Genomic DNA, 16,078 nt, shown 5'->3' with positions numbered 1-16,078 from the left:
AACCCGGGGCACGCTCGAACCGGAGACCGCCGAGCCCGGGGATTCCCCGCACGCGGGGTACCGGGGCACGCCCCGGCCCCGGGGCTCACCCGGGCCGCCCGGGGGCGGTGAACCCCGGCATCCGGCGCGCACGGCGCGCCCACCCACCGGCATTAAGTCGATTTTGTCCCACCCGCACGTATCGTCGCCCCATGCCCACGCCATACGGATCCCGCGGCGGCATGGCCCTCAGCGCAGACGAGCTGCGTGTGCTCCGACGCGCCCTCTCCGTCGCCCTCCACCCCACCACCCTGCCCGACGAGGACATCCAGGACTGTCTCCGCCTGGCCGACTCCCTCGACGAGGCCGCCCACGAGGCCCGCAGGCTGCGCGCCTTCCTCCTCGCCGACCTCACCCGCTACCGCCAGGCGCTGCCCGGCTCCGCCGCCGGCTATCTGGAGCTGCTCCAGGACGCCCTGGCGGCCGGCTACGACCCCGTCGTCGACGACCTCGCCGCACTGCGCGCACTGCGCGGCAACCCGGTCGCCGCCGTCCTCCTGGACCGTTGTCAGGAACTCGCCGAGCGGTCGGTGCGCGCCCGGCTCGCCCGGCGCTCCTTCCCCGCCGCGCCCGCCCCGCGCGCCCGGCTCCTCGCGCTCCCCGGCGGCCGGGCCGCCGACGAATCCGGCCCGAAGCCGGGGACCAGACCCCAGCCGGCCCCCGAGCCGGCGAAGCCCCAGCCCAAGGCCCCCGCGCCCGGCGAGCGGCCGGTGCCCAAGCCGTCGGAGGTCTTCCCGCCACGCCGCCGCCCAGTGCCCCCACCCGAGCAGCGGGCCGCGGGCTAGGGCCTGTCTGACGGATCTTGCTGGGCTCGCGAGCCCTGGCACCGCGCCTTGCCGCGTTGTCGTCGGTCGCCAATACACCACATTGGCTCTCCCCCTGGGCTTCGCCCGGGTGGTACCCCCATCCTCCGCCTTGCAATCCACGGCACCAGACCCCGCTCACTGACCCAGCCTGATCCGTCAGGCAGGCCCTAGTTACCCTGGGAGCCATGGACTATGTATCCGCGCTCCTCCCGCCCGTCGTGATGGCCACGCTCTTCACCGCCCTGATCGTGACGATCGTCAAGAGCCAGGGGGGCCCGAACAAGTCCAAGGAGGACGCGATCGTGGACGCCACGCTCGCCCGCGCCAACGCGCCGCACCGCCCCGACAGCGGCGAGTGACCCGGGCGCGTTCCCGGCGCGCGAATGGACGTACGGCAGACCCTCGCGGTCGACCGTACGTCCTTTTTGTTACGTCATTACCGAGAATTCGCGATTCTCCCACTATGGTGTCAATGTGCCCCGCCAATTGGGAGAGCTGGAAGACGCCGTCATGACACGGGTCTGGCAATGGAACCGGCCGGTCACCGTCCGGGAAGTCCTGGAAGACCTTCAGCAGGAACGGTCCATCGCCTACACGACCGTCATGACGGTAATGGACAATCTCCATCAGAAGGGCTGGGTCCGCAGGGAAGTCGAGGGCCGCGCCTATCGATATACGGCGGTCTCCACCCGCGCCGCCTACTCGGCCGCACTGATGAACGAGGCCTGGTCCCGGAGTGACAACCCCGCCGCCGCCCTCGTCGCCTTCTTCGGGATGATGTCGTCCGAGCAGCGCGAGTCACTGCAAGCGGCCGTCCGTATCGTTCAGGACGATGTCGTGAGCGACACGGCACAAGACGGCCGCCCGCTTCCGGGCGATCGCGAACAGCGGGCCGGTGAGGAACTCCCGGCCGAGCGGCCCGCCGACGACGGGACATCCCCGGGGCGATAGCGTCACCGCATGCCTTATGCCGCGCCAAATGCCATCACCGTCCGTCGGGCCAGGACCAGCGATGTGGCCGCGGTCCGCCGGCTCGTCGATCCGTACGTGAGTGAAGGCATCCTCCTCGACAAAGCACCGGTCACTCTTTACGAGGCCATCCAGGAGTTCTGGGTCGCGGAACGCGGCGATGACGGTACGGTCGTCGGTTGCGGTGCTCTTCATGTGATGTGGGAAGACCTCGCGGAAGTCCGCACTCTCGCCGTCGACCCCGCCTTCAAGGGCCATGGCGTCGGCCATCAGGTGCTCGACAAGCTGTTGACCACAGCGCGCCGGCTGGGGATCAGCCGGGTTTTCTGTCTCACCTTCGAAGTGGACTTCTTCGGCAAGCACGGCTTCGTGGAGATCGGCGAGACCCCGGTCGACACAGATGTCTACGCCGAGCTGCTGCGTTCCTATGACGAGGGTGTCGCCGAGTTCCTCGGCCTCGAACGCGTGAAGCCGAACACCTTGGGCAACAGCCGGATGCTTCTGCACCTGTGATCACCACTTGAGAGCCGACCCGGCCGATCCCTATGTCCGAATCGCGCACGTTTCCCGTGTTCTCGCGCTTCTGAACCTCTCCCAAGGGTTTGTGTTTTTCCGTGAAAAGCGGTTTCCTTTCCGCGTACTGCATTTTCGATGAAAGGAAATCCGGTGGCACAGAAGGTTCAGGTCCTTCTTGTCGATGACCTCGACGGTGGCGAGGCGGACGAGACAGTGACGTTCGCGTTGGACGGCAAGACCTACGAGATCGACCTCACGACCTCCAATGCGGACAAGCTCCGTGGTCTCCTTGAGCCGTACGCGAAGAGCGGCCGGCGCACGGGCGGCCGTGCGGCTTCCGGACGCGGCAAGGGCCGTGCGGCGGCGAGCGGCAACAAGGACACCGCGGAAATCCGCGCGTGGGCCAAGGCGAACGGCTACGAGGTCAACGACCGCGGCCGCGTCCCCGCCACGGTTCGCGAGGCGTACGAGAAGGCGAACGGCTGAGCAGCCGCTTCAGCCCACTCTTAATCGGCCGAGTATTCATACGCTGCGTATTCGTGCGTGTTCGTACGCGCATGCGATTGTGCGTGTGTCCGCGCATTCGCCCGCAGCAACCGGGCCCGGTGGCACTCGGTCGCCACCGTGTCCAGGAGTCGTACGAGATCGGGGCAGCCGCCCCGGCCCGCTCCCGTACCGCGCCCGAACGGGGTGAGGGCCGGAAGGGTGGGCTCCACCTCGCGCCCCGGCACGGGGGGCCGCAGCCAGACGGCGGCCTCCCGGGAGCCGGCCCGGCCCGGCGGTGGCGGGGCGGGCATCACGCCGCCCGCGCCGAGAGCGGTCAGACCGAGTGCGATCCCGCCCCACTCAAGCCACTCCAGCAGCCCCGGCAGCTCCTCCGCGCCGCCCGCGGCCACCAGAAGCCGCATCCGCCGCCCGGCGAGCGCCACGGGCCCCGTGACGGCCGTACGGCGCAGCACGGCGGCACCGGCGTCCGCGGGCAGCTCCAGCACATCGAAACGGAGCCCGGTGAGCAGCCCGGCCGGCGGGCCGCCGCCCACCGCCCAGCCGAGGACGTTCTCGTACCACCGGGCCCAGGGCGCGCCGGCTCCGAGGACGGGCGGACGCGGGAGCGGGACGGCCGGGGGGCCGCCCCGGGGAGTCGATGCCATACCCCCGGGAACTCCCGCGCGACGCCGGGAGTTACGGAGGGTGCGGGAACGGTCCCGCACGGTCGCGGATCCGGGGGCGTTCGGGCGCGACCGGGGGCGCAATGTTGTTCGCCCGTAGCGGAGGGGAGGGGGGTGCGCCGCATGGACTGTCAGTGCTTGCGGGTAAGACATCCCTAGTGGGGAGGGGCGACACGCTCGCAGGGCGGCCTTACGTTCGCCATCGGCGTATTCGCGGCGAGGGTAACTGCCTGGCCTGCGGGAACATCGTCTCGCACCATCGGGTTGGAGCAGTTGTCGGCGTTCAGGGGTCAGGAGGCCACAGACGGGTGTCGGCAGTTGGAATGAGCGGTCCCCGCTTGCGGGACTAAGCTGCGGAAGGACAGGGAGGGGACCGACCCCTTACTGCCTGACCGCTCTGAGGAGCGATTAACGATGTTCGAGAGGTTCACCGACCGCGCGCGGCGGGTTGTCGTCCTGGCTCAGGAAGAAGCCCGGATGCTCAACCACAACTACATCGGCACCGAGCACATCCTCCTGGGCCTTATCCACGAGGGTGAGGGTGTCGCCGCTAAGGCCCTGGAGAGCCTCGGGATTTCGCTCGAGGCGGTCCGCCAGCAGGTGGAGGAGATCATCGGTCAGGGCCAGCAGGCCCCGTCCGGGCACATCCCCTTCACCCCCCGTGCCAAGAAGGTCCTGGAGCTCTCGCTCCGCGAGGCCCTTCAGCTGGGCCACAACTACATCGGCACGGAGCACATCCTGCTCGGCCTGATCCGCGAGGGCGAGGGCGTCGCCGCCCAGGTCCTCGTGAAGCTGGGCGCCGACCTGAACCGAGTGCGGCAGCAGGTCATCCAGCTGCTCTCCGGTTACTCGGGAGGCAAGGAGGCCGCCACCGCAGGCGGTCCCGCCGAGGGCACGCCCTCGACCTCGCTCGTCCTGGACCAGTTCGGCCGCAATCTCACCCAGGCCGCCCGTGAGTCCAAGCTCGACCCGGTCATCGGGCGCGAGAAGGAGATCGAGCGGGTCATGCAGGTGCTGTCCCGCCGTACCAAGAACAACCCCGTGCTCATCGGCGAGCCCGGCGTCGGCAAGACGGCGGTCGTCGAGGGCCTGGCGCAGGCCATCGTCAAGGGCGAGGTGCCCGAGACCCTCAAGGACAAGCACCTCTACACCCTGGACCTCGGCGCGCTCGTCGCCGGCTCCCGGTACCGGGGTGACTTCGAGGAGCGCCTGAAGAAGGTCCTCAAGGAGATCCGCACCCGCGGCGACATCATCCTGTTCATCGACGAGCTGCACACGCTCGTCGGCGCGGGTGCCGCCGAGGGCGCGATCGACGCGGCCAGCATCCTGAAGCCGATGCTCGCCCGTGGTGAGCTCCAGACCATCGGCGCCACCACGCTCGACGAGTACCGCAAGCACCTGGAGAAGGACGCGGCCCTTGAGCGCCGCTTCCAGCCCATCCAGGTCGCGGAGCCCTCGCTGCCGCACACCATCGAGATCCTCAAGGGTCTGCGCGACCGCTACGAGGCCCACCACCGTGTCTCCATCACGGACGAGGCCCTCGTTCAGGCCGCCACCCTGGCGGACCGGTACATCTCGGACCGCTTCCTCCCGGACAAGGCGATCGACCTGATCGACGAGGCCGGATCCCGGATGCGTATCCGCCGGATGACCGCGCCGCCGGACCTCCGCGAGTTCGACGAGAAGATCGCGGGCGTGCGCCGTGACAAGGAGTCGGCCATCGACTCCCAGGACTTCGAGAAGGCGGCTTCTCTCCGCGACAAGGAGAAGCAGCTGCTCGCCGCGAAGGCCAAGCGCGAGAAGGAATGGAAGGCCGGCGACATGGATGTCGTCGCCGAGGTCGACGGCGAGCTCATCGCCGAAGTCCTGGCCACGGCCACCGGCATTCCGGTCTTCAAGCTCACCGAGGAGGAGTCCTCCCGGCTGCTGCGCATGGAAGACGAGCTGCACAAGCGCGTCATCGGCCAGAAGGACGCCATCAAGGCGCTCTCCCAGGCCATTCGCCGTACCCGTGCCGGCCTGAAGGACCCCAAGCGCCCCGGCGGCTCGTTCATCTTCGCCGGCCCGTCCGGCGTCGGTAAGACCGAGCTGTCCAAGACGCTCGCCGAATTCCTCTTCGGCGACGAGGACGCGCTGATCTCCCTCGACATGTCGGAGTTCAGCGAGAAGCACACGGTCTCGCGTCTCTTCGGCTCCCCGCCCGGATACGTGGGCTACGAGGAGGGCGGCCAGCTCACCGAGAAGGTGCGCCGCAAGCCGTTCTCCGTCGTCCTCTTCGACGAGGTCGAGAAGGCCCACCCCGATATCTTCAATTCCCTTCTGCAGATCCTGGAGGACGGTCGCCTGACCGACTCCCAGGGCCGCGTCGTGGACTTCAAGAACACGGTCATCATCATGACGACCAACCTCGGGACCCGGGACATCTCCAAGGGCTTCAACCTGGGCTTCGCCGCCCAGGGCGACGTCAAGTCGAACTACGACCGTATGAAGGTCAAGGTCAACGAAGAGCTCAAGCAGCACTTCCGGCCCGAGTTCCTCAACCGTGTCGACGACACCGTCGTCTTCCACCAGCTCACCGAGGAAGACATCATCCAGATCGTCGACCTGATGGTCGCCAAGGTGGATGAGCGTCTGAAGGACCGCGACATGGGTCTGGAGCTCAGCTCCACGGCCAAGTCGCTGCTCGCCAAGAAGGGCTACGACCCCGTTCTGGGCGCCCGGCCGCTGCGCCGGACGATTCAGCGCGAGATCGAGGACATCCTCTCCGAGAAGATCCTCTTCGGTGAGCTGCGCCCCGGTCACATCGTGGTCGTGGACACCGAGGGCGAGGGTGAAGAGAAGAAGTTCACCTTCCGCGGCGAGGAGAAGTCGGCACTGCCCGACGTCCCGCCGATCGAGCAGGCGGCCGGCGGAGCCGGACCGAACCTCTCGAAGGAGGCGTAAGCCTCCCGGGCGGTAGCCAGCCAAGAAGGGGCTGCCCCGGACGCGTACGGAGACGTACGGAGTCCGGGGCAGCCCCTTCTGGCGTAGCTGGTCAGGTTTTGAAGGTGAGACGGTTGCCCAGTTTCTGGCGGCCGAGCACCTTTGTCTTGGGGACCCCGGTGATGTTGATCTGGAGGTTGGGCAGGGAGTGTAGGGGGGTGAGATTGAGCTTGCCGTCCGGGAGCTGAGGCTGGGTCAGGATGAGCGTTCCCAACTGGGGCAGCTCGGCGATCACTTTCAGACCCTCCTCGAAGACCGGGCTGTTGCTCAGCGTTAGCGCTTTCAGCGCCCCGAACTCCGCGAGGCCGACGAGGCTCTTCAAGGCGGTGCAGTGGACGATGTTCAAGATCTCCAGATTGCTGCCGCATGGGCCCAGCGCACTGAGATCAGTGAGCTTTTCATTGCCGAAGAGAGCTATGTGGTGGAGCGTTGCTCCGGACAGCCCGGAGCGAAGCTCCGCAGGGGTGAAGTCGCCTAGGAGACCGACACTGCGAGTGCGCGGCACCAGAAAGAGCTGGTGCAGCTGCTCCGAAGCACTGACCATCAGCACACTGCTACTCAGGTCCAGCGGTGCGAGGACACGCTCGGCGTACTCCTTGGCCGGATACTTCTCCCAGCTCCTGGCCAGCACGGAGCGCAGACCTCCGGATCCGCCATCAGCCTCCGCCAGCTTCCGTGCGTACGGCAGAGCCGCCGATCCACCGATCACAGCGAGCAGCTCCGCCAACTGCTCCCGCTCGGGCGGAGCCAGCTCCTTCGGCTCCGGCAGCAGCGGCAGCACGGCCGTGTCGAGCCGGGCCAGCGACGCCCGCTCCTCGACGGTGCGGGGCGGCAGCACACCCCGGACGGCCGTCTGGACTTTCTGATGCACCGAGGCGTCGAGCCAGGCCGCGTGCTGGGCGCAGAGCGCGGCCAGCACATAGAGGGCGGTGCGTTTGCCGCCCTGTCGCCGTGCCGTGGTGCCCGCCCGCAGCAGGCCGTCGACCAGCACCGGCAGCTCACGCCGTGAGCAGTGGCCTGCGGCCAGCAGCAGTACGTCGTGCCACTGCTGTTCGGGCGCGTGCCGCAGCAGCTCGTGGAGATGGTCGCCCTCGACGAACTCCTTGGCCGCCAGGAAGTCCTGGAAGGTGCGGTGGGTGAACTGGTAGACCCCGTCGGTCTGCTCCTGGAGCAGACCGCTGCGGTTGAGCAGATGGGCCAGTATCCGGCTCGCGTCCCCCTGGTCGCTGACCTGTGGCATCCCCGTCAGTGCCCGGTCGAGCTGGCGAAGGGCGCTCTCCTCGGTGAACTCGGTCTGCCCGCCGCGCACCAGCCAGACCGCGATCCGCTGGAGGAGCTGCTGATGCTCCTCCACGGTCAGGGTGACGCCCTCGGGCCTGTCGACCTTGCGGCGCTTGTCGCGCTGGCCCAGCAGCATCTGGAGCGCCGAGCGGTACAGCTCCCAGCGGGTCTCTGGGAGAAAGCCCTCGCGCAGCCGGTGCAGGGCGCAGATGACCGCGCAGAGCAGCGGGGTGCGGGCGAGCTCCCGCAGCGCCGGGGTGTTCGCGAACTGCTGGGTCAGATCCCGTTCCAGCTCGTGCAGCGCGTCATGGCCGTCGTCGTCCAGCCGGGCCGCCGCGTGCCAGGCGGCGGTGAAGGCCGTGATGTCCGCGTCGCGCATCGGCAGCAGGCTCAGTTCTTCGAACCCCTCCGACTCCAGCCAGTCGGGCGCGACCGCCAGCGGCCGTACGGTCGCCACGCACCGGGTCCGGGGATAGCGCCGCAGCAGCGCCGAGAGCCAGCGGTGGGCATCCTCCCGGTCGTCGTGCGGCACCTCGTCCAAGCCGTCGACCAGCAGCAGCCCCCGCCCGGCGGACAGTACCCGGCCCGCCCAGCCGTCCGGCGGCTGGTCGATCACCAGCCGGGAGACGCCGGAGAGCGCGCCCGGGGAGGGCAGGTCCTGGCCCTGGGCGCGCAGGGTGCGCAGCGGTACGACGAAGGGGACCAGGCCGTTCAGCTCGGCGAGCCGGGTGTCGAGGGTGCCGGAGGCGGCGTGGGCGGCCAGCCACCAGATCAGGGTGGTCTTGCCCGCGCCCGCGTCGCCGCGCAGCAGCACCCGGGGCCGGTCGGCGAGCAGCGCTTCGATGCGCTGCGGGGTGCCTCCGACCGGTTCCCGGAAGGGCGCCCGGGGGTCCGGCCGTGGTGTTCTGGGGCTGGCCTCCAGGCTGAGATACGCCGTGTCCAGGTCCCATTCCGCGTCCCGCCGGGAGAGTTCGTCCAGCCCGAAGACCTTGGTCTTGCGGTACTCGGTGGCGAGGGCCTCCGCGTACTCCTCCTCGTAACGGGGATCGTGGGGGTGGGTGTGGGTGATGGGCTCCAGTCGCGGCAGCAGGTCGGAGGCGGCCTTGTTGCCGTCGAACCACTCGCGGAACGCGGGGTCGGAGACGATCTGGGAGACGGGCACGCACTCCGCCCGCAGCAGCCGGCGGTCGTGCGGGATCTCGCGGACGATCCCGAGCAGGGCCTCGCCCGCGTAGACGGGCGCGCCGGAGAGCCCGGCGAGCGCGGTGGTGCCGTCCTCGCGTTCGGCGGCGGGCTCCCGGTCGAACTCGAACACCATCGTCCGGCGGATGAGCCCGGCGAGCGGCAGCACGGTTCCCCGGTACTGGTCGGCCTCCAGCCTCTGGCCGTCGTACCGCTGGATCTCGGGGAAGCCGACGATCTCGCACCCAGTGAGCGGCCAATCGGTGGTGACCTCGCTCATCCGGATCAGCTGATTCGGCGTTGTGACGCCCGGATGCGGACTTTGGGCGCTCACCAGCAGCGCCGCGTCCAGCCGGGCGTCCGACCAGATGACCTGGAAGAGCACCGACCCCCGGACACCGGGCACCGACACCCGGGCGGTGTGTCCAGGACCGATCACATGGGCGCAGGTCAGCACGGTGCGTGGCGTGAGGAGTACGCCGCTGCCCTGCCGCCCGCCGTGGACCACCACGGCCCTGCGGCCGACCGGCAGGACGGTGCCTGCGCTCACTGTGCTCCGGCGGCCGGGTACGGGCCGGGGCCGCCGAAGTCGCTCGTGTCGCCGGCGTCGTCATTGCCGACGAGCCAGGACCCGCCGGTCCGCGCGTTCCTCGGCTTGAGGGTGAAGGCGACGCGGTGGGTCCGGCCGCTGGTCCGGGCGGCTTCCGCGCCCGCGTCCACCACCCAGGCCTTCACGCGCGCGCCGCCTCTGGTCTCCTTGCGCAGCTCGACGGTGAACTCCATCTCGATGTCGCCCACCTCGAAGAGGACCGGGCGGCCGGCGGACCGGCCGGCCGCCTCGATGAGCTGGTCGCGTATCGACTCGATGGCGTCGGCGAGTTCGATGTCGGGGAGTTCGGCGTTCGCGCCGGAGGTGTCGTCGGTCATGGCCCGGACGGTACCCAAGGTACGGTCCGGGCCGTGGCCCGTTCAGCAGATTTGTGGCTTCTGCCAGGAACATTCACCGTCGTTGGCCTGTGTGACATCTGACGTGCCGTCGTCCGACGTGAGCGCCTTCCGGGGCGCGACAGTGGCGATGGAGCCCGCAGCCGTGTCCGACCGGGCGAGCGTCACCACGATCGCGTCCTCGACGCTCTTCACGGAGGACGTGAGGTAGTTGTTCAGAACGATCGAGTAGACGAGTTCCCGCCCGCCCGCGTCCTTGACGTACCCGGAGAGCGCCGAGGCCCCCGTCAGCGAGCCCGTCTTGGCGCGGGTGTTGAGCGCGGCGGGAGTCCCGCACATCCGGGTCCGCAGGGTCCCGCCGGTGGCCCGGTCCGGCCCGCAGGCCACCGGCAGGGCGGCGTACCAGTCGGCGTACCAGGGCGCGGCGCGCACCGCGAGCAGCAGCCGGGTGAACTGCTCGGCGGGCACGACGTTCATCCGGCCGAGACCCGAGCCGTCGACCTGCCGCAGAGTGCCGGTGGCGAGCTCCTGTTGGCGCAGATGGTCGCCGATGGCGGCGAGCCCGGCGCTCCAGCTGCCGCGCCCGGCCTTCTCGTACCCGATCGTCTTGGTCAGCGCCTCGGCGTGCATGTTGTTCGACAGCTTCATGAAGGGAACCATCAGCTCGCGCAGCGGCATGGAGCTGTGCGAGGCGACCGGGCGCGCGTCGGCGGGCGTCGCGCGGCCGAGGAGCGCGTCGTCCTTCTTGACCCGTACGCCGTGCCGGTCGAGCGCGTCCGCGAAGACGGCCGCCGCGTAGCCGGTCGGCTCCCAGACGGTCACCCACTTCTTGGTCGCGCTCGTGCCGACGGGGACATTCCCGCTGATCTCGATGGAGTTGGAGCCGTGCCGCCGCTCGATGCCGAGGGTGCCGGGCTGCCCGGCCGCGACGGTGGCGGAGCCCGTCAGATCGACCTGTACGTAGTCGGTCCTCGGCGTCACGGTCACCTTCGGCCGGTCACCGGGCTTCGCGCCCGGGGCCACCTCTACGACCACCGTCCCGGAGTCGTAGTCCGTGTCCGGCGCGACCGTCAGCGCCGAGGTCTGCGCGGAGTAGTACGAGGACTCGTCGTCCCCCGCCCAGCCCCGGCCCAGCCGCTGGGCGTCAAAACGAGTGTCGTCGGCGACGATCCGCCCCGAGACGCGCCGGATTCCGCTCGCCGCGACCTCGGCGGCGAGCGCGTCGTAGTCCTCGGGGAGGGTGGTCGGGTCGCCGCTGCCCCGCAGATGCAGATCGCCGTCGAGCCGGGATCCGTTACGGGTGCCCGAGACGAGCACATCGGTGGTGTACCGGTAGTCCGGGCCGAGCAGCGCCATCGCCGCCGCCGACGTGAGCAGCTTGGTGTTCGACGCCGGCATCAACCGGTCGCCCCCCGCCCGCTGATACAGCCTCTCCCCGGTCACCGCGTCGGCGACCACGACTCCGGCCGCCCCGCCCTCAAGCCTGGGGTCGGCGAGGATCGTGTCGAGCGCCCCCTTCAGCCCATTGTCGGAGGGGCCCGCTCCGGCGGGGGCGCTCCAGGTGAGGGTGAGGGCGGCGGTGAGAACGCAGGCGGCGGTGGTGAGGAGGGGACGGCTGCGCGGGCGGCGGGGCCGGGGTGGGTTTTCTGCTCTGGTCATGCCAAGGAGCATCCCTGATGGGGAGGGATGGGAGAAGGGTGGTGGGCGTCACGGGTTGATGGTCAGGCGGTCGCCGAAGTGCTCGCCGCCGGTGATGCGGAGCTGGGTGCCGAGTGCGTAAATGAGGTGGATCGTCAGCCCCGGGAGACGGTGGAGCGGGGTGAGGTCGATCGTGCACTCCGCGCTCTTCTCGATGGTGAGGTCAAGCTGCTCCAGGGAGGGGAAGACCCGTGAGAGCGCGGCGGTGTCAAAGAGCTGGGCGGGGATTCTCGCCATCAGACGGGTGATGCCGGGAGCCTCCTCGGAGGCTTCGAAGTCCCATTCATCGACCGATGTCATCGCCAGGGCCCAGAGGGCAGGGAGCTCCTTGACAGACCGCATCAACGTGGAGAGATGTCCAGGAGAGTTCAAGTGCAGCTCCTCGACACCGGTCCAGCGAGACAGGGCGTCATATCGGTCACCCTTCATGGTCAGCACATGGAGGTGGCGGGCGCTGGGAAGTCGACCAGGCAGCCACAGCGTTCCCGAGTCCAGCGTCAGCTGGTCGAAGGCGCGGTCGGCGAGTTCTTCCAGTGTCTTCACCTCATCGCAGCTCGTGAGGGCGAATTCGCGGATGGTAGAGCGGGACCGCAGAAAGGCAAGGCTGGTCAGGCTCGGGTTGTTGTGCACGGAGACGCTGATCAGCCCGGTGCGTGGCAGATGGGCGTCCAAGTCGTCTGATGAGTGATGACCAGAGAGCATGATGTCGGAGAATGGGCCGAGATGGTGCAGCAGCCGCAGATCTTCAGCGGTGAAGACCTCGACACGGGTATCGGTCAGATCGACGTGGGAGAGCACCTCACTGGCGTATCTCTCCGCCGGGAAGTGGTGCCACCCATCCATCAGGGCGTTCTGTACGTACGTGTCCTGCTGCCCGGTGAACTCCCGCAGCCTGTCAATGCCTGCTGGGTCGCCCACCAGCGCGATGGTCTCGATGACGCGCATGTCTTCAGAGGAGTTCCCGGATGGCCCGGGCAGCAGTGGCAGCACGTATGAACCCAGCTCGACCAGCTCCACCACCTCTTCCCAGTCCCGGGGCGGCATCAGCCCCCTGATCCTCCGCTCCACCTCCGCCCGCACCCCCTCGTCCAAGAACACCGCCGTCGCCGCGCAGTGCCCCGCCAGCAGATGCTCTGTCCACGCGTCAGCTCCCTGGTCATCCCCCGCCTCGATGAGCGCCCCGATCAGCCTCCCCACCCGCTTGTCGAAGTGCCCCACCGACATCCGCACCACGTCCCGCCACCGCTCGTCCCCCGCGTTCTGCACCAGCTCCCGTACGCCGTCCGTCTCGGCGAACTCCTTGGCGGCCAGGTAGTCCTGGAAGGTGCGGTGGATGAACTGCACGGCGTCCCCTGTGCGCTGCTGGAGCAGTCCGCTGCGGTTCAGCAGATGGGTGAGGATCTGCCGGCCGCTGCCCTGTTCGCGGACCTGGGGCATGGAGCGGGTGGCCAGGTCGATCTGGGTGATGGCTTCCTCGGGGGTGAGCTGGTTCTGTCCGCCGCGTACCAGCCAGACGGCGAGCTGCTGGAGCAGCATTTTGTGTTCGTCGACGCTGAGGGTGAGACCTTCGGGGGCGTCGATGCCCCGGTCGCTGTCGCGTTTGCCGAGGAGCATGTCGAGGGTGGCGCGGTACAGCTCCCAGCGGCTGCGCGGGAGGCGGCCCCGGCGCTTGCGGTGGAGGGCGCAGATGACAGCGCAGAGCAGGGGGGTGCGGGCGAGGTCGCGGAGGACGCGGTGGTTGGCGAATTCGTGGTGGAGGTCGCGTTCCAGTTGGTTCAGGAGTGCGGACTCGGCTTCGGCGCGGGCGAGGCCGAGGGCGGTGTACTCCAGGCGGGCGGCGCGGTGCCAGGCGGTGACGAAGGCGTTGATGTCGTCGTCGCTCATGGGGAGGAGGAGCAGATCGGCGAAGCCTTCGCCAGTGAGCCAGTCGGACTCCACCGCGCCGGGGCGGACGGTGGCGAGGCAGCGGGTGTCGGCGTGGGTGCGCAGGAGTCGGCTGAGCCAGCGGCGGGCCTTGGGGCGGGCTGAGGGAGGGAGTTCGTCGAGGCCGTCGACGAGGAGGAGGGCGCGCCCGGAGTGGAGGACGCGTTCGGCCCAGCCGTCGGGGGCTTGGCCGATGGGGAGACCGGCGACGCGGGGGAGTTCGTCGGGTCCTGGGAAACGGCCGTCGGCCTGGGCCTGCACGCTGCGCAGGGGGACGACGAAGGGGACCAGGCCGTTGAGTTCGGCGAGTTGGCCGGGGAGGGTGCCGGCGGCGGCGTGGGCGGCGAGCCACCACACCAGGGTGGTTTTGCCCGCGCCCGCCTCGCCGCGCAGCAGGGTGCGGCGGCTGAGGCCGAGGAGCTCCTCCACCCGCCGGGGGCGGGGGCTGTGCGGCGGTGGGGCCGGTCTCGACTCGTGGGGCCCGAACCAGAGGGTGTCCTCGTCACCCGCCAAGTCGGTGGCCTCCAGGCTGAGATAGGCGGTGTCGAGGTCCCAGCTGGACTCGCTCAGGCTCAGCTCGTCGATGCCGAAGATCTCCGTCTTGGCGTACTGGGCCTTGAGGGCGGCCGCGTACCGCTGCTCGAACGCGCCGTCGCGCGGGTCGAAGGAAGTGAGGTTCTCCAGCGGCGGCAGGGTCAGGTCGTCGGTCCCGGCGGCCAGTGCTGCCCGGATCGCTGCCACGGGTACGGCTTCGAGGTGCTGTTGCCCCTCCGTGCCCATCACGCGGGCGACGATGCCCAGCAGGACGTCCCCGGCGAAGACGGGGGAGCCGGAGAGCCCGGCGAGCGGGCTCGCGCCGTTCGGCGACACCGCGCCGGGGGAGCGGTCGAGCCAGAAGGTGAGCGCGCCGTGGACGCGGCCCGCGACGGGCAGCACGCTGCCCCGGTACTGGCCGAAGTCGAGCTTTCCGGGGCCGGTGGCCCTGGCGTACCGCTGATGGTCCGGGAAGCCGATCGTCTCGCAGCCGGGCAGGGCATCGTCCCTGGTCAGACGGGCCCAGCGGAGCCTGCCCGCACTGCCCGCACTGCCCGCACTGCCCGCACTGCCCGGACCGCCCGGACCGCCCGGACCGCCCGCCGGGACGATGTCGTCCTCCGCGCGCAGCAGTGCGGCGTCCAGCCCCTCCGATGCGCCGCTCCAGAGCACTCGGCAGCGGATCCGGCGTCCCGTCCCCGGGTGCGCCACCTCGGGCGCCTGGCCCGCCGAGACTGTATGTGCGCAGGTCAGGACGTGTTTGGGGTCGATCAGCACCCCGGTGCCCTGCTGCTCTCCGAAGACCGCGACCACCCACGACGACACCTTGAGCCCCACCTGTCCCAACCCCCTTCTCCCCGCCCCGAGATTAGTGGCCCAGGCCACTTTCCGGCCGGTGAATCAGTGACCCGGCCCACAGCCGTATCGGGCCGCCCGGTGACAAGGCACACAGGCCCATTCGGGCCTACTAGCCGGTGTAGGAGCGCTGACGGGACCCGGGGCCGGTCCGGGCGCGTGGCCCCGCTCGGGACTTTGGTCCCGTGGCCGGGCGGGCGGCGCGTACGAGGTCCGCATGCGGTGCGCCCCGGGGTCCCGCATGCGGATAAACCCCCTTTCGAAGATCGACTCCAGCGCTCGGGAGCCCCTGCGGGCGATCTTGACCAGTGGGTGTCAAGAGTCTGATTCCCGGTGCTTCCGCTACGACCTAATGTCGTAGATGGGGTGTTTGAGGTGAAGTGGGGGTTTCGGTTACCAAGGGATGGCAGCAACGCAGCCCGGCGCACTTCCCGTGCCGGGTCCCTTATCGCCCGGAGGCTTTCCCGTATGCGTGTCACTTCTCGTCGTCCCCGCCTGTCCGCCCTCCGTACCCGTACCGCCGTCCTGGCTGCTGGTCTGGGAGCGTCGACGGTGCTCGGCGCAGGAGCCGCGTTCGCCGCAGAGACCGGTGTGCAGGCCGCGCCGGCCGCCGCGAGCACCTCCAGCGCCGTCGCCGCCCAGGCGAAGGCGCAGGCCGCCAAGGCCGCCGCAGTCACCGCCAAGCCCGTCGCGGCCCCGAAGGCCCTCTCGGCCTCCGGCTGGTCCAAGCCGGTCAGCCAGTACGTCGTGAGCGCGACCTACGGCAAGGGCGGCGCCATGTGGGCCAGCAACCACTCCGGCCAGGACTTCGCCGTCCCGACCGGCACCCCGGTCAAGTCCGTCGGCCCCGGCACCGTCGTGAAGGCCGGCCCGAACGGCGCCGGTGACGGTCCCGCGTACGGCAACGCCGTCGTCGTCAAGCACGACAACGACACCTACTCGCAGTACGCCCACCTCTCGCGGGTGGACGTGAAGATCGGCCAGCAGGTCAAGGGCGGCCAGCAGATCGCCCTCTCCGGCAACACCGGAAACTCCAGCGGCCCGCACCTGCACTTCGAGATCCGTACGACCCCGAACTACGGCAGCGCGATCAACCCCGTCACCCACCTGCGTTCCGAGGGCATCACCATCTGACCTCGCACGCGCGGTACCGACGCGGTACTGACACAGCGCGATGAC

12 protein-coding genes are annotated in these 16,078 nt (G+C 69.7%); 7 read left to right on the top strand and 5 right to left on the bottom strand.

The window, feature by feature from the left end; genetic code table 11:
• Nucleotides 1–221: 221 nt before the first annotated feature.
• The 5 genes from IE247_RS00225 (at nt 222) to IE247_RS00205 (ending at nt 2,816) form a co-directional block, all read left to right on the top strand.
• Nucleotides 222–824: a hypothetical protein gene (locus tag IE247_RS00225; RefSeq protein WP_190120764.1), complete on the top strand. Its 603-nt coding sequence runs from the start codon at nt 222–224 to the stop codon at nt 822–824.
• Nucleotides 825–1,030: 206 nt separating this feature from the next.
• Nucleotides 1,031–1,204, top strand: a complete 174-nt coding sequence (locus tag IE247_RS00220; RefSeq protein ID WP_190120763.1) for a hypothetical protein — start codon at nt 1,031–1,033, stop codon at nt 1,202–1,204.
• A gap of 115 nt (nt 1,205–1,319) precedes the next feature.
• Nucleotides 1,320–1,796 carry a BlaI/MecI/CopY family transcriptional regulator gene (locus tag IE247_RS00215; RefSeq protein ID WP_229868354.1) on the top strand — a complete coding sequence of 159 codons (477 nt, stop codon included), beginning with the start codon at nt 1,320–1,322 and terminating at the stop codon, nt 1,794–1,796.
• A gap of 9 nt (nt 1,797–1,805) precedes the next feature.
• Nucleotides 1,806–2,327 (top strand): amino-acid N-acetyltransferase, encoded by a 522-nt coding sequence (locus IE247_RS00210; RefSeq protein WP_190120762.1) that lies wholly within the window; start codon nt 1,806–1,808, stop codon nt 2,325–2,327.
• A 153-nt stretch (nt 2,328–2,480) separates the two neighbouring features.
• Complete coding sequence (locus IE247_RS00205; RefSeq protein WP_190120761.1) at nt 2,481–2,816, top strand: histone-like nucleoid-structuring protein Lsr2; 336 nt, start codon at nt 2,481–2,483, stop codon at nt 2,814–2,816.
• A 20-nt stretch (nt 2,817–2,836) separates the two neighbouring features.
• On the opposite strand, the gene IE247_RS00200 is transcribed toward IE247_RS00205, so the two are convergent.
• Complete coding sequence (locus IE247_RS00200; RefSeq protein WP_229868351.1) at nt 2,837–3,481, bottom strand: SCO3374 family protein; 645 nt, start codon at nt 3,479–3,481, stop codon at nt 2,837–2,839.
• Between the two features lie 432 nt (nt 3,482–3,913).
• Between IE247_RS00200 and IE247_RS00195 the strand changes: the two genes are divergently transcribed.
• Nucleotides 3,914–6,442, top strand: a complete 2,529-nt coding sequence (locus IE247_RS00195) for an ATP-dependent Clp protease ATP-binding subunit (RefSeq protein ID WP_190120760.1) — start codon at nt 3,914–3,916, stop codon at nt 6,440–6,442.
• A gap of 91 nt (nt 6,443–6,533) precedes the next feature.
• Here the strand turns inward: IE247_RS00195 and IE247_RS00190 are convergent, their stop codons facing one another.
• The 4 genes from IE247_RS00190 to IE247_RS00175 are packed head-to-tail and all read right to left on the bottom strand — an operon-like array spanning nt 6,534 to nt 14,881.
• Nucleotides 6,534–9,494 carry an NACHT domain-containing protein gene (locus IE247_RS00190; RefSeq protein ID WP_229868348.1) on the bottom strand — a complete coding sequence of 987 codons (2,961 nt, stop codon included), beginning with the start codon at nt 9,492–9,494 and terminating at the stop codon, nt 6,534–6,536.
• Nucleotides 9,491–9,871 carry a trypco2 family protein gene (locus tag IE247_RS00185; RefSeq protein ID WP_190120759.1) on the bottom strand — a complete coding sequence of 127 codons (381 nt, stop codon included), beginning with the start codon at nt 9,869–9,871 and terminating at the stop codon, nt 9,491–9,493. The genes IE247_RS00190 and IE247_RS00185 overlap by 4 nt, the downstream gene beginning before the upstream one ends.
• A gap of 42 nt (nt 9,872–9,913) precedes the next feature.
• Nucleotides 9,914–11,548 (bottom strand): D-alanyl-D-alanine carboxypeptidase/D-alanyl-D-alanine endopeptidase, encoded by a 1,635-nt coding sequence (gene dacB, locus IE247_RS00180; protein ID WP_190120758.1) that lies wholly within the window; start codon nt 11,546–11,548, stop codon nt 9,914–9,916.
• Nucleotides 11,549–11,596: 48 nt separating this feature from the next.
• Nucleotides 11,597–14,881 carry an NACHT domain-containing protein gene (locus IE247_RS00175; protein WP_190120757.1) on the bottom strand — a complete coding sequence of 1,095 codons (3,285 nt, stop codon included), beginning with the start codon at nt 14,879–14,881 and terminating at the stop codon, nt 11,597–11,599.
• Nucleotides 14,882–15,367: 486 nt separating this feature from the next.
• Here IE247_RS00175 and IE247_RS00170 point away from each other — a divergent pair, with 486 nt between their 5' ends.
• Nucleotides 15,368–16,033 carry a M23 family metallopeptidase gene (locus IE247_RS00170; RefSeq protein ID WP_190120756.1) on the top strand — a complete coding sequence of 222 codons (666 nt, stop codon included), beginning with the start codon at nt 15,368–15,370 and terminating at the stop codon, nt 16,031–16,033.
• The last annotated feature ends 45 nt before the right edge of the window (nt 16,034–16,078 follow it).

Origin of the sequence: Streptomyces inusitatus (assembly GCF_014651115.1) — a bacterium.
GTDB classification, from domain to species: Bacteria; Actinomycetota; Actinomycetes; order Streptomycetales; family Streptomycetaceae; genus Streptomyces; species Streptomyces amakusaensis.
This window is presented reverse-complemented; position numbering and strand designations above follow the sequence as displayed.